General features: G+C 34.9%; 15 protein-coding genes. 7 read left to right on the forward strand and 8 right to left on the reverse strand.

Translation table 11 applies throughout. From position 1 onward, the window contains the following. The first annotated feature begins 2 nt into the window (after positions 1-2). Genes IPZ78_RS01900 through IPZ78_RS01925 form a run of 6 tightly spaced genes read left to right on the forward strand, consistent with a single transcriptional unit; the run spans position 3 to position 3,463 of the window. Positions 3-587 (forward strand): cytochrome c oxidase subunit 3, encoded by a 585-nt coding sequence (locus IPZ78_RS01900; protein ID WP_225551236.1) that lies wholly within the window; start codon positions 3-5, stop codon positions 585-587. 9 nt (positions 588-596) lie between these two features. Then, the gene (locus IPZ78_RS01905) at positions 597-1,337 is read left to right on the forward strand and encodes a cytochrome c oxidase subunit 3 (protein ID WP_225551237.1); all 741 of its coding nucleotides are present in this window, start codon (positions 597-599) and stop codon (positions 1,335-1,337) included. Between the two features lie 28 nt (positions 1,338-1,365). Next, positions 1,366-1,743 (forward strand): cytochrome C oxidase subunit IV family protein, encoded by a 378-nt coding sequence (locus tag IPZ78_RS01910; RefSeq protein WP_225551238.1) that lies wholly within the window; start codon positions 1,366-1,368, stop codon positions 1,741-1,743. 2 nt (positions 1,744-1,745) lie between these two features. Continuing rightward, a complete protein-coding gene (locus IPZ78_RS01915) occupies positions 1,746-2,459 on the forward strand; it encodes a thioredoxin domain-containing protein (RefSeq protein ID WP_225551239.1) in 714 nt (237 codons plus the stop codon). A gap of 1 nt (position 2,460) precedes the next feature. Continuing rightward, positions 2,461-3,003 (forward strand): DUF420 domain-containing protein, encoded by a 543-nt coding sequence (locus IPZ78_RS01920; protein ID WP_225551240.1) that lies wholly within the window; start codon positions 2,461-2,463, stop codon positions 3,001-3,003. 4 nt (positions 3,004-3,007) lie between these two features. Next, positions 3,008-3,463 (forward strand): ABC transporter ATPase, encoded by a 456-nt coding sequence (locus IPZ78_RS01925; protein ID WP_225551241.1) that lies wholly within the window; start codon positions 3,008-3,010, stop codon positions 3,461-3,463. Positions 3,464-3,526: 63 nt separating this feature from the next. Here IPZ78_RS01925 and pckA read toward each other — a convergent pair whose 3' ends face one another. From pckA to IPZ78_RS01940, 3 genes are all read right to left on the reverse strand, one after another. After that, on the reverse strand, positions 3,527-5,140 hold the full coding sequence (gene pckA / locus IPZ78_RS01930; protein ID WP_225551242.1) for a phosphoenolpyruvate carboxykinase (ATP): 1,614 nt from the start codon (positions 5,138-5,140) through the stop codon (positions 3,527-3,529). Positions 5,141-5,369: 229 nt separating this feature from the next. Continuing rightward, positions 5,370-5,777 carry a DoxX family protein gene (locus tag IPZ78_RS01935; protein ID WP_225551243.1) on the reverse strand — a complete coding sequence of 136 codons (408 nt, stop codon included), beginning with the start codon at positions 5,775-5,777 and terminating at the stop codon, positions 5,370-5,372. 6 nt (positions 5,778-5,783) lie between these two features. Beyond that, positions 5,784-6,683, reverse strand: coding sequence for a S66 peptidase family protein (locus IPZ78_RS01940; protein WP_225551244.1), 900 nt, complete (start codon positions 6,681-6,683; stop codon positions 5,784-5,786). Between the two features lie 149 nt (positions 6,684-6,832). On the opposite strand from IPZ78_RS01940, the gene metG reads away from it, so the two are divergent. Further along, positions 6,833-8,902: a methionine--tRNA ligase gene (metG, locus tag IPZ78_RS01945; protein ID WP_225551245.1), complete on the forward strand. Its 2,070-nt coding sequence runs from the start codon at positions 6,833-6,835 to the stop codon at positions 8,900-8,902. Positions 8,903-8,980: 78 nt separating this feature from the next. Here the strand turns inward: metG and brnQ are convergent, their stop codons facing one another. Genes brnQ through IPZ78_RS01970 form a run of 5 tightly spaced genes read right to left on the reverse strand, consistent with a single transcriptional unit; the run spans position 8,981 to position 13,094 of the window. Next, positions 8,981-10,270 (reverse strand): branched-chain amino acid transport system II carrier protein, encoded by a 1,290-nt coding sequence (gene brnQ, locus IPZ78_RS01950; RefSeq protein ID WP_225551246.1) that lies wholly within the window; start codon positions 10,268-10,270, stop codon positions 8,981-8,983. An 11-nt stretch (positions 10,271-10,281) separates the two neighbouring features. Beyond that, complete coding sequence (gene folP, locus IPZ78_RS01955; protein ID WP_394371232.1) at positions 10,282-11,172, reverse strand: dihydropteroate synthase; 891 nt, start codon at positions 11,170-11,172, stop codon at positions 10,282-10,284. Positions 11,173-11,186: 14 nt separating this feature from the next. Next, positions 11,187-11,666, reverse strand: a complete 480-nt coding sequence (locus tag IPZ78_RS01960; RefSeq protein WP_225551247.1) for a DUF4920 domain-containing protein — start codon at positions 11,664-11,666, stop codon at positions 11,187-11,189. Positions 11,667-11,675: 9 nt separating this feature from the next. Next, complete coding sequence (locus tag IPZ78_RS01965) at positions 11,676-12,257, reverse strand: L-threonylcarbamoyladenylate synthase (protein WP_225551248.1); 582 nt, start codon at positions 12,255-12,257, stop codon at positions 11,676-11,678. Positions 12,258-12,272: 15 nt separating this feature from the next. Beyond that, complete coding sequence (locus IPZ78_RS01970) at positions 12,273-13,094, reverse strand: 2,3,4,5-tetrahydropyridine-2,6-dicarboxylate N-succinyltransferase (RefSeq protein ID WP_225551249.1); 822 nt, start codon at positions 13,092-13,094, stop codon at positions 12,273-12,275. Positions 13,095-13,183: the final 89 nt, after the last annotated feature.

Here is a 13,183-nt window from a genome sequence, read left to right on the forward strand (position 1 = left end):
AAATGGGAGCTAACGAAATAAAATTGGAAGATTTACACAGGCAACGTAAAGCCCAAAAATTCAACCTTTGGTTGGGCATGATTGGGATGTTTATGATGTTTGCAGCGCTTTCAAGTGGTTTTATCGTATATACAGCGAGTGGCGTAGATAAAGGAATTAAAACAATACTGCCACAAGCGTTTATATACAGTACACTAGTGATAGTGGCGAGCAGTTTGACATTGCATTTAGCCGTTAAAGCGGCTCAATTAAATCAGCTTGCAAAACAAAAAATACTATTAATTATCACAATCGTGTTAGGTATAGTGTTTTTTATATTACAATTGCAATCTTGGAGTACATTGACTAAACAGGGTGTTTATTTTATAAACAACAATGCTTCACAGTCATTCATCTATATCTTCACAGGTTTGCACTTGGCACACATTGTAGCTGGACTTTGGGTTTTATTTGGTGCATTTATTGGTGCTGCTAAACCAATTGCTTCAGATCGCAATGTTTTTAGAATGGATCTAGCCGCTATTTTTTGGCATTTTCTAGATCTTTTATGGATTTATATATATGTTTTCTTACTTTTGAATCAATAATAGTAAACAATGAGTACAACAACTGTATCGCAATTGGATAAGGTAAAAGACGGACCATGGTCTGGTGGTAAGTCACCTTGGAATTTAGAGTATGGAAAAATCATGATGTGGTTTTTCTTAGTATCAGATGCTTTTACGTTTTCGGCATTCTTAATTTATTATGGTGCTCAAAAATTTGCTCAACCTACGTGGATAGATGCGGATAAAATTTTCCAATCTGTACCGGGTATTGCTGAGTCAGGTCAACCTTTGGTTTTCGTGGGTATCATGACCTTTATCTTGATTATGTCTTCTGTGACAATGGTATTAGCCGTAGAAGCAGGACATCGTAATTCAAAACAAGAGGTTATTAAATGGATGATCTGGACGATTATTGGTGGTTTGGCGTTCGTAGGCTGTCAAGCTATTGAATGGTCTCACTTACATCACCAAGGATTTTGGTTCGGAAGAAATCCAGCTACAGGGTTAGTTGATCCAGATGCTATTGCGGCAGCACTACAGCCTTATTTTACCAAAGATATTTCTTATACTGCAGCATTACAGTTCTCTAATTTATTCTTTACGATTACAGGTTTCCACGGTTTCCACGTTTCGATCGGTATTTTGTTAAACATTATCATTCTTTTTATGGCAATGAACAATACATTTGAGAATAGAGGTACGTATTTGATGGTTGAAAAAGTAGGTCTATACTGGCACTTTGTAGATTTAGTGTGGGTATTCGTATTTACATTCTTCTATCTAGTTTAATTGTTGACTTAATTATATTATTATCTAAATGGCACATCACGATCATATAGCTGGACACGAAGCTCACGAGCATGGAGAAGGCATGGGCAAAAAACAGATATGGCAAATATTCTTTGTATTGTTGGCATTGACAGCATTAGAATTTTTAATTGCATTAGGTTTTGTTCACCACTGGGGAATTTTACAAAAAGGAGCTTTAGTTAATACGATTTATATCGTATTGACATTAGTGAAAGCATATTATATTGTAGCATACTTTATGCACTTGAAGTTTGAGAAATCTGGCTTTATTGTAACATGTGGTATTGTATTTATTTTCATCATTTACTTCATTGTATTGATGTTGGTAGAAGGAGATTATTTATTGCACCATTTTCAAGAACATGCAATTTTCCCTAACAAGTAGTAATGAATAACAGCTCTAAAAAGAGAAATATATCGACTATCATAATCCTGGCTATAGTACTACTAGTGCCAGGATTTTTGTATATAACGCTTAATAAAATCGGATCTAATCAATACTTGAAACTTCCGATTTATGGAGATAAAGTACTTACTGGTAAGATGAATCGTAAGATGGGGCGTGAAAGACCGGATACGAGTTATCACCAAATTGCTCCGATAAAATTAATAAATGCAGACTTGGATACTGTTGATTTCTTGAAGGAAGATACAGTAATTTCTGTAGTTCATTTATTTACCGCAAATGATGACGGTTTATCTCAAAATTTGATCTCAAGTTTGAAGCCGGTAGTTGAGCGTTTTAAGAATATTCATAAAGTAAAATTTTATTCAATTTCTCTTAATCCTAATGAATCTGTTGAAGATTTAAAGAGACTTCAAAATGTATATGCTAAACCATATACATCAACATGGTTTGTTGTAAAGCCTGATACGGCTATCACGAATTATGTGCAAAGTAATTTTTTGATTGATGCACATATCAATCAAGATTCTACATTTACATTCAGCAATAATTATTTATTGATTGATACCGAAAGACGCATTCGTGGCTTTTACGATATGAACCAAAATAAGGAGATGGAGAGATTGGAAGATGAGATAAAAGTACAATTAGTAGAGGAGGCACGTAATAATCCTCTAAAAATAGAAAAGAAGTAATATGGCAATGACTGAAGAAGAAAAAAAGTATAAGGGTATAATTTGGGCATTATCTATTATTGTGCCTTTGGCGGTTGCAGCATTGTTTGGTATTAATTTACCAAAAATGGGTTATGATGTAGAGCCGTTATCATTTTTACCCCCAATATATGCGACTATAAATGGCTTAACTGCTGTATTGTTGGTTTGGGCGGTATCAGCTGTAAAAGGAGGAAATACAAAGTTGCATGAAAACCTAATCAAACTATGTATGGTTTGTTCGGGATTGTTTTTGTTGATGTATGTAGCCTATCACATGACATCAGTGTCTACGTCTTATGGCGGTGAGGGCGCGATTAGATATGTGTATTTCTTTATTTTAATAACGCATATCTTATTATCAATAATTATCATACCTTTTGTATTGTTCACTTTTGTGCGTGGTATAGCAGGTGCTTACGAACGTCATAAAAAATTAGCACGTATCACATACCCCATGTGGCTGTATGTTGCTGTTACTGGTGTGATTGTTTACATAATGATATCCCCTTATTATAATCATTAATACTATGAGTACAGTTTGGATTTATCAGTCTGATCGGTTTTTATTGGATTCTGAAGTAGATGAAATCAATATTTTGGTTCAGGATTTTGTAAGTTCTTGGACAGCACACGGCTCTGCTTTAGCAGGGAAGAGTTCTGTTCTTTATAATTTATTTTTAGTACTTGAGGTTGATGAAAAAGTAGCAGGTGTAACTGGATGTTCTATTGATAAATCTGTACACTTTATTAAATCATTAGGATCCAAGTTTGGAATAGATTTTTTTAATCGGATGCGCGTGTCTTATGTTGACGTTGAAAATAATGTGCAATTAGCATCTCGTAATGATTTCGAAAAGTTAGTCAAAGATGGGATCATTAAAAATGATACTATTGTATTTAACAATTTGATAGGATCATCAGAAGAGCTTTTGACAAAATGGAAAATTCCATTTTCTGAAAGTTGGCACAGTAAAGTGTTTTAAGTTTAAGTATAAATGATAAAGAATAAAAGCCTGTACAATTTGTACAGGCTTTTCTATTTAATATTATAGTGAAGTTTTTGGAGCAGCTGAACGAATTTCTTTGCTTGCTTGGTCTTCATATTGTTTGAAATTATTGACAAATAAATTAGCTAATGCTAAAGCTTGTTTGTCATAAGCTTCGGTATCCAACCAAGTTGTTCTTGGGTTTAAAACCTCTGGTGGTACACCAGGGCATGATTGTGGTTTCAATACTCCGAATATTACATGAGGCACATATTCCACATGATCTAAATCGCCGCGCATTGCTGCATTAATCATAGCGCGTGTGTATTTTAAGTTCATGCGTTTACCCTCTCCGTATTTTCCTCCAGTCCATCCTGTATTAATTAACCAAACATTAACTTCAGGATGTTGTTCTAATTTTTTACCTAATAATTCAGCATACTGCGTAGGATGTAAGGGTAAGAATACTCGACCAAAACACGCTGAAAATGTAGTTTGTGGCTCTGTAATACCCACTTCTGTTCCAGCTACCTTTGCAGTATAACCAGAAATAAAGTGATACATCGCTTGTTCTTTTGTCAATTTTGAAATTGGAGGTAGTATTCCAAATGCATCACAAGTCAAGAAAAATATGTTTTTTGGGATTGCGCCTAATGAAGGTTGTTTAGCATTTGGGATATAATCAATAGGGTAAGCAACACGTGTATTTTCCGTTAATGTAGTATTTGTGAAGTCAACAATATTTGTACCAGCAAAGAAATTTACATTTTCTAATAAAGCGCCAGGTTTTATCGCGCCGTAAATTTCTGGTTCTTTTTCTGCGCTGAGGTCTACTACTTTAGCATAACAACCACCTTCAAAATTGAAGACTGAATTGTCTGTCCAACCATGTTCATCATCTCCTATTAAGGCACGATTAGCATCAGCAGAAAGTGTTGTTTTACCAGTGCCACTCAGACCGAAAAATAAAGATACGTCACCGTCTTTACCTTCGTTTGCAGAACAATGCATAGGCAATACACCATATTGATGCGGAAGTATAAAATTCAATACAGAGAAAATACCTTTTTTCATTTCACCGGTATAGGCAGAGCCACCTATTAAGATTACTTTTTTTGTGAAATTTACAATAGTGAAATTTGAGGATCTAGTGCCATCTATTTCTGGATTAGCTTCAAATTCTGGAACTTGTAAGATTAACCATTCGTGTTCAAATGTAGCTAACTCATCTGACGTTGGTGTTATGAATAGATTATTACAAAATAAATTAGCCCAAGGTCTAGTATTTATTACTGTAACATTGATTTTGTATTGGGGATCAGCGCCGGCATAACATTTTCTTGCCCAGATATCTTTTTGCGCAAGAAATGAAGTCATTTTTTGAAATAGATTTTCAAAAATATCATTTGATATAGCAATATTAACTTCGCCCCAATCAATAGTATCCGATGTTAAACTATCTTTTACGATAAATTTATCTTTTGGAGAACGCCCCGTAAATTTCCCAGTTTCAACACACAAAGCACCTAAATCATTTAATTTACCTTGATTAAGATCTAATGTTTGTTGTGCGAGTTCGTCATTCGTCAAGTTCCAATATACTTTTTGTGCCTGACTTTGTATTTGGTTTATAGATCTTTCGATTATATTATTCCCTGTTTCTATGCGCTCCATGATCATAATTTCTGTATTTATGAAACTAAGGTAGGGACTTATGCAGTGTAGGAATTAACCTCTATTATTTTTGCAAATATTATTACAATATCTGTATTTCGTTGAGTTTTTTGGTTTATTGAAAAAGCTTTTTTATTATTCAATTCTTAAATGACTAAATCATTTAATAAAAATCAAATTAGAGTTTTTTGAATTTTCAAAAAACTCTAATCAAAATGACAAAATATGTTTATTTTTTGTCTATGCTAAATTTACCTGCTCGAGCAATGGCTAGTGCGATAAAAATGAACATTAACTCTAAAGGGTGAGATGATCCTGCAAAACTGTCACCTTTGGAAAGGTGTGATATGAATGCTATTAGCATTGTGATGGCTAATACTATTGCTGTTGGTCGTGTGAATAAACCTATAATAATCAATATTGAACCTATTGTTTCTGTTAGGATAGCTATAAATCCCCATGCTGGCGTCATAAATGTTATACCAATATTATGCATAGCAGAACCTATTTTTTCCCAACTTTCTACACCTCTCAATATTTTCGGAATGCCGTGAAATGCTAACATAGAAGTACCAATGGCAATTCTTATGATTAATAATCCAATATCTTTGCGTATGTGACTAGTTGATCGACTCATAATTTATTATATATAGTTTAGCGTGATATTGTCATTCGATATATTCATCGATACTTCTTTGCCAAAAATCAAAGCCCGATTGTCTTCAATATGTCCTGCAGGAAATCCAAAAGCAACAGGATAGTCAAATTGACGTATCTTGTCCATTATTATGTCTTCGTATCGTTGCCCAAACGAAGGATCTGAATCTTTCATGTCTGTAAATCCACCTATGATTAGTCCAGCTAACTTGTCTATTTTTTTGGCACGTTTTAATGTCCATAACATTCTGTCAATATTATAATGAGACTCTCCTACATCTTCAATAAAAAGTATTTTATTCTCGTAATTGACATCAGAATCTGAACCGAGAACACTTAGTAGTAAAGCAAGATTTCCTCCAGTAAGTATTCCTTTAGCATTTCCTGATCGATTTGGATATCCATTATATGAATATTTAATATCTATATTTCGTCCAAACAGTGCGTCTTTTAAAGTAGAGAGTGACTCTGCCGTAGCATCCAAAAAGGATTTGACCATTTGACCATGAATAGTAGGTATTTCGAACTGGTTCTGAATATGGCTATGTATAGCTGTTATATCACTAAATCCAATTATCCATTTCGGATTTTTTTTGAACGAAGTAAAATCAATTTTATCTATAATTCTAACGCAACCATAGCCTCCGCGCCCGGCGATTATTGCTTTTATTTCACGATTATCTAACGCTTCTTGAAAATCATGTGCCCGTAGTTCATCTGTTCCTGCAAATTGATTGTATTGTGCGGTTACAGAAGGAAATATTATTGGTTCTAATTTCCAACTTCTAAGAATGTCATAGGCTCTTGTGAGATCAGAAGATATATAGCTAGCAGGACAAATTATAGCTATTTTGTCACCCTTTTTTAACGATGGAGGAATACTCATTGTCAAACAGTTAATGTGTTTAGTTTATGTTCACTAATTAGATGAATACTTAATAATAATAATTTGTGTAAGGCTTATTTATTAAGGACAAATTGAATTATCTTTGTACTCTAATTTTTTTAAAAGTTTCACCTTAAAAATACAATATATTGAGCAATTTGTCTAAAAAACGTTATACGATTACTTCGGCTTTGCCTTATGCAAATGGTCCTTTACATATTGGTCACTTAGCCGGGGCATATATTCCGGGCGATATTTTTGTGCGCTTTTTGCGACTAAACAATAAGGATGTAGTGTATGTATGTGGGTCTGATGAACACGGTGCTGCGATTACGATACGTGCTAAAAAAGAGGGAGTTACACCAAGAGAAGTTATTGATAAGTATAATAAGCAAATAAAGGAATCTTTCGAAAACTTTGGTATTTCTTTCGATATATATCACCGTACATCAGAGCCAATTCATCATGAATTGTCTCAAGAATTTTTCTTGAATTTGTACGAAAAAGGTGAATTCATAGAGAAGTTCTCGGAACAATATTATGATGAAGAATTTCATCAATTTTTAGCAGATAGATACATTACGGGTACTTGCCCACAGTGTCAGAGTGAGGGTGCTTACGGGGATCAATGTGAGAAATGCGGAACTTCATTAAGCCCAACGGATCTTATAAATCCTAAATCAACATTAAGTGGTAAAACTCCAATTCTAAAAGAAACAAAACATTGGTATTTGCCATTAGATAAATACCAACCGTGGTTAGAGGAATGGTTGATCGACGGTAAGAAAGATGTATTGAAGTCAAATGTTTTTGGTCAATGTTCATCTTGGTTGAAATCAGGCTTGCAGCCTCGTTCGATGACGCGTGATTTGGATTGGGGGGTAGATGTACCATTGAAAGAGGCTGAGGGTAAAAAATTATATGTTTGGCTAGATGCGCCGATAGGTTATATTTCTGCTACGAAACAATGGGCTATCGATAACGGTAAAAACTGGGAAGATTATTGGAAAAAACAAGCTAATTCAGAGGATGAATCTACGTTGATTCATTTTATTGGTAAGGATAATATTGTTTTTCACTGTATTATTTTTCCTGCTATTCTACATGCACATGGTGAGTATATCTTACCAGATAATGTTCCAGCCAATGAGTTCTTGAATTTGGAGGGAGATAAATTATCTACTTCACGTAATCATGCTGTTTGGCTGCATGAATATTTAGAAGAATTTCCGGGTAAACAAGATGAATTGCGTTATGTATTGACATCTATTCTTCCAGAGACTTCTGATTCGGAATTTACATGGAAAGATTTTCAAGCACGTGTTAATAATGAACTTGTTGCTATCCTTGGAAATTTTGTGAACCGAGTAATGGTGCTTTCTCACAAGTATTTTGATGGTAAAGTGTTGATGGGATCGGCGTTCAACGCTACAGATAATGCTGTATTTGGTGAATTAGCGAAATATCCTGCTTTAATTGAAAAGTCAATATCAGATTATCGTTTCCGTGAAGCATTAGTACATTTTATGAATGCAGCACGTCTAGGTAATAAATACCTAGCAGACGAAGAGCCTTGGAAAGTAATCAAAACAGACGAAGAGAGAGTAAAAACAGTCTTGAATGTGGCAACTCAAATTGTTGCTAATTTAGCTATTTTGGCACAGCCATTCTTACCGAAGAGTTCTACAAAGTTATTCGAGATGTTAAATTTTCCTCAGCAAGATTGGCAGAATGCTGGTCAACCCGATTTGATCTCTACAAATACACAATTGAGTGAATTTCAAATGTTATTTGAAAAGATTACAGATGAACAAGTGGATTCACAATTACAAAAATTGGCAGATTCAAAAGCGGCAAATGCTGCGGCTAATAGTGTAATAGCACCAGCTAGACCAAATATTACTTTTGATGACTTCATGAAATTGGATATTCGTGTTGGAACAATTTTGGAAGCCGAGAAAGTAGCTAAAACCAAGAAATTATTGAAATTGAAGATCGATACTGGTATCGATCAACGTACAGTAGTTTCGGGTATTGCAGAGTTCTTCGCACCTGAAGATATCGTTGGTAAACAGGTTTCTATTTTAGTAAACTTAGAGCCTCGCGAAATCAAAGGTATTCAATCTCAAGGTATGATCTTGATGGCAGAAGATGCTGATGGCAGATTAGACTTCGTAAATCCTACTTCCAGTATTAAGCAAGGAAGTACAGTCAGGTAATTACCATATTTGGTAGTTATAGATAATAAAAAGAGCAAAGATTAAAAACCTTTGCTCTTTTTATTTAAATGTATAGGATTAGCTTTTTATAGATTCGGTTTTTGCCTTGGAAATAATTAAACCAATCACAAAACCAATAATTGATGGTGTCAACCATCCCAAGTCTACATCAGCAAAGGGTAATTGTTTGTATAGATCTGCACTCCACCAGCCCAACATACTTCCTAAACTAATAAAAGCAACGATAGTTGAAGCCAATAATGCTCCAATATAGGGAGCTTTACTTTTGATAAAACTTCCAAAAATTATAATATAAAGTACCAGCGTAATTGCAATTGGATAGACAAATGTAAGGGGAGGATAAGCGAATTGAATGATTTTGTCAACTCCAAGAATGGCTAAAATTGCAGAAAATATTGAGCACACTGTTACCAAAACTTTATAACTTAATTTACCACCAGTCAGTTCAGAGAAAAATGATCCTACCGCAGAAGTTAATGCAATCGATGTGGTTAAGCATGCTAAAGCAATACATACTCCTATAGCTATCATTCCATAATCCCCTAATGTGCTTTTTGCGATATGAATCAGTAATGCTGATCGGCTAATTCCTTTGTCTTCAATACCTGATGTTGCCCCGAGATATACTAATCCTCCATAGATAAAGATTAAACACACGGAAGATATAATACCTGAAGAAATAACAACAGAACTTTTGTCGCCTAATTTTGTGTAACCTTTGCTTTGTGCAGCAGCAATAATTATTCCTGCAAATACCAAAGACGCTAACATATCAACTGTTTGATACCCTTCCACGAAGCCAAATTTGAAGGATTCGGCTGTGCTTAATATGGATGTAGAATATTCACCAATTGGATTGATTACCCCCATTAGTATCAATACAAAAAGCAATACTAGTAATAATGGTGTTAGGATATTTCCAATGATATCAACAACTTTTGATGGTGAAATGCTCAAAGCCCATGTAATTCCAAAAAATATCGCAGAGAAAAGAATTGGACTGAAACTTGGGAAATTAGGTGCTATACCAATCTCAAAAGTTGTGGCACCTGTTCTTGGAATAGCAATAAGAGGGCCAATACAAAGCATAATGATTGTTCCTAAAATAGGGGCTAGTAATGGATGAATACGATTACCTAAATCATATATTGTATTTCCAGATTTCACAATAGAAAGTATTCCAAGGAATGGCAGTATTATTCCAGTAAGTCCAAAAGCTATAATAGTGATTAGGGTATGATGCCCAACTTGTAAACCAATGAATGGAGGTAGAAGTAGGTTTCCTGCTCCAAAGAACATGGCAAATAGTGCAAAACCTATGGTTAGTGTATCTTTGTTTTTCTTCATTGAGTAGCGGATTAGAATAATAATTGTGTAAGTTGCTTAGCTTCTTTTACATCATGGACACGAAGAATTTGAACGCCACGTTCCAACAGTAATGTGTTTAGTGAGGTAGTTGCAGAGAGTGATTCTTGAGGAGTAATTTCTAGCTTTTTGTATATCATTGATTTACGTGAAATTCCTCCTAAAATTGGAAGCCCATGATAATGGAGTTCATTTACACGTAATAGTAATTCATAATTTTGTGCCATAGTTTTGGCAAATCCATAACCAGGGTCCAGAATAATGTCTTTAACCCCAAGTGCACGCAATTTTGATATTTTTTTGCCCAAATCTACCGCTACATCATTTACTATATCGTTATAGTCAGTCAAGTGTTGCATAGTTTCAGGTGTACCGCGCATGTGCATTAAAATATAAGGTACTTGTAACTCAGCTACAAGTTGAAACATGCTATCATCTAAAATTCCACCAGAGATATCATTTATGATATGTGCTCCAGCTTGTATTGCTTTTCTCGCTACATCTGATCTAAAAGTATCAATGGATAGAGTGATATGGGGGTGTTTTCTTTTTATCGATTCTATGACAGGAATAGCTCTGTCGATTTCTTCCTGTGCGGAAATAAGTGGAGCTCCGGGACGGGATGAATAAGCGCCGATATCGATAATATCAACACCTTCTTCTATCATTTGAGCAACACGTGTGAGTGCATTTTCAACAGAGTTATGCTTACCGCCATCAAAAAAAGAATCAGGAGTGATATTTAAAATTCCCATGATGATGGGTTTATCAAAAGTCAATAGTTTCCCTTTAAGATTAATAGACTGACAAGGATAGGTCTTGAAGATATTCATAGGTGCAAAAATAGAAAAAAGGCTATAATAATTACTACAGCCTTCTCTCAATGTTGTTTAAAATGCTATTTTACGACAAGAACGCCATCTGCGACGATGTTAATATCAGTTTTCGGTTTAGTAATTTTAGCTATTTCAGCTGCACTTTTACCTGCATCTTCTGCATTGTGCTGTAGCTGTTTTACTGAAAGTTTCTTAACTTTTGCGTTTCCTTCCAATACAACGGTTTTACCAACAAGATCCGCTGGTACAAAGTATCCGTAATCCTTGAAACGAACCATGATAGGGTCTGTTTGACCTTCTCTTTTCAGTGTTAAGAAACATCCTTTTTTCTTACATACTCCTACAACTTCACCTTCTATTTTACCCGAAAATTGTTTCTTGGATTTTAATGTGTTTTCTAATTTTTGTACAGAAATGGCATTTTTACTCGTGATAACTTTGCCGTATTGTACCCCGGCTTTGGCTGGAGCAATACCTTCTTGCGCTAATACTGCAGTAGTCAATGCAACAAGACAAACAAAAAAACTAAATAATTTTTTCATGGTATATATTTATTTACGAATGAATTCAAATTTTCCAGAAGGATCAAGCTTCATAATGATGGAGGGTTTACCTTTTGAAAGATCTTGCTGACCAAATTTAACGATATAATCTACAGCTTGTTTGATTTCTTCCGAAATTTCATCAAAATTGCTAGCTGAAGTTTGTCCACTAATGTTGGCGGATGTAGAAATTATAGGTTTTCTAAAGCGTTGCAACAATTGTTGACAAAATACGTGGTTCACCACACGGATACCTATCGTTCCGTCCTCAGCAATAGCATTTTCAGCTAGATTTTTGGCGCCAGAATAAATAATTGTCATAGGTCTATCGGTAGACTCAATCAACTCGTAAGCTACTTCGGGAATTTCTCGAACGTAGCTTGCCAATTGATTATCATTATGTAATAGGATGAGCATGCTTTTGTTTTTATCTCTTCCTTTCAGTGCAAATACCTTTTCTACCGCTTCGGCATTAGTCGCATCACAGCCAATACCCCAAATGGTATCAGTTGGATACAATATTATTCCACCATTTTTAAGTGTTTCTAATGCTTGATTTAAATCTTCTCTATCTACAAATGTATTTGCCATTCTGAATATGTAATATTATACAGCAACGTTATGCTCGCGCAAAGCCTCATTCAATGATGTTTTCTTGTCTGTAGATTCTTTACGTTGACCAATGATCAACGCACAAGGTACTTGATATTCGCCAGCAGGGAATTTTTTTGTATAAGAACCAGGAATAACTACCGAACGAGCTGGGACATAACCTTTGTATTCTACCGGCTCAGGACCTGATACATCAATGATCTTTGTAGAAGCCGTTAACACCACATTAGCCCCTAATACAGCTTCAGTTTCTACGCGAATACCCTCTACTACAATAGCACGAGACCCAACGAATACATTATCTTCAATGATTACTGGAGCCGCTTGAACTGGTTCTAATACACCTCCAATACCTACACCACCTGATAAGTGAACGTTTTTGCCAATTTGTGCACATGATCCTACTGTAGCCCACGTATCTACCATTGTACCCTCATCAACGAAAGCACCGATATTCACATAAGAAGGCATCATAATCACACCTTTTGCTAAATATGCACCATAACGAGCAGAAGCTCCAGGTACTACACGTACACCTAATTCTTTGTAATTAGTTTTTAACTTCATTTTATCGTGGTATACGAAAGGGGCATTTTCAATTACTTTCATATCCCGGATTGGGAAATAAAGGATTACTGCCTTTTTAATCCAATCATTTACATGCCAACGATTTCCAATAGGCTCAGCGACACGAATTTCACCTACATCCAATTTCATGATGATAGTTTGTACCGCTTCAAAGTATTCTTTATTACCTAATAATTGTCTATCTTCCCAAGCCTCTTCGATTAATTTTTGAAGTTTTTGTATTTCCATTTTTTTCTTGTATAAATCACTTAATATTAAGTACAAATATGCTCATTTTTCTGGAAATCAATAGTGGTTATAGGTCATTATTTTGACAG

This window comes from Sphingobacterium bovistauri, from assembly GCF_020295405.1.
Lineage (GTDB): Bacteria > Bacteroidota > Bacteroidia > Sphingobacteriales > Sphingobacteriaceae > Sphingobacterium > Sphingobacterium bovistauri.

Excerpts from the sequence above, each read along its gene's own strand:
- IPZ78_RS01905 (WP_225551237.1), top strand. The coding sequence starts at position 597 with ATGAGTACAACAACTGTATCGCAATTGGATAAGGTAAAAGACGGACCA.
- IPZ78_RS01965 (WP_225551248.1), bottom strand. The coding sequence starts at position 12,257 with ATGGCAAATACATTTGTAGATAGAGAAGATTTAAATCAAGCATTAGAA.
- brnQ (WP_225551246.1), bottom strand. The coding sequence starts at position 10,270 with ATGAAGAAAAACAAAGATACACTAACCATAGGTTTTGCACTATTTGCC.
- IPZ78_RS01935 (WP_225551243.1), bottom strand. The coding sequence starts at position 5,777 with ATGAGTCGATCAACTAGTCACATACGCAAAGATATTGGATTATTAATC.
- IPZ78_RS01940 (WP_225551244.1), bottom strand. The coding sequence starts at position 6,683 with ATGAGTATTCCTCCATCGTTAAAAAAGGGTGACAAAATAGCTATAATT.
- IPZ78_RS01960 (WP_225551247.1), bottom strand. The coding sequence starts at position 11,666 with ATGAAAAAATTATTTAGTTTTTTTGTTTGTCTTGTTGCATTGACTACT.
- pckA (WP_225551242.1), bottom strand. The coding sequence starts at position 5,140 with ATGGAGCGCATAGAAACAGGGAATAATATAATCGAAAGATCTATAAAC.
- IPZ78_RS01970 (WP_225551249.1), bottom strand. The coding sequence starts at position 13,094 with ATGGAAATACAAAAACTTCAAAAATTAATCGAAGAGGCTTGGGAAGAT.
- IPZ78_RS01900 (WP_225551236.1), top strand. The coding sequence starts at position 3 with ATGGGAGCTAACGAAATAAAATTGGAAGATTTACACAGGCAACGTAAA.
- IPZ78_RS01920 (WP_225551240.1), top strand. The coding sequence starts at position 2,461 with ATGGCAATGACTGAAGAAGAAAAAAAGTATAAGGGTATAATTTGGGCA.
- IPZ78_RS01915 (WP_225551239.1), top strand. The coding sequence starts at position 1,746 with ATGAATAACAGCTCTAAAAAGAGAAATATATCGACTATCATAATCCTG.
- IPZ78_RS01925 (WP_225551241.1), top strand. The coding sequence starts at position 3,008 with ATGAGTACAGTTTGGATTTATCAGTCTGATCGGTTTTTATTGGATTCT.
- IPZ78_RS01910 (WP_225551238.1), top strand. The coding sequence starts at position 1,366 with ATGGCACATCACGATCATATAGCTGGACACGAAGCTCACGAGCATGGA.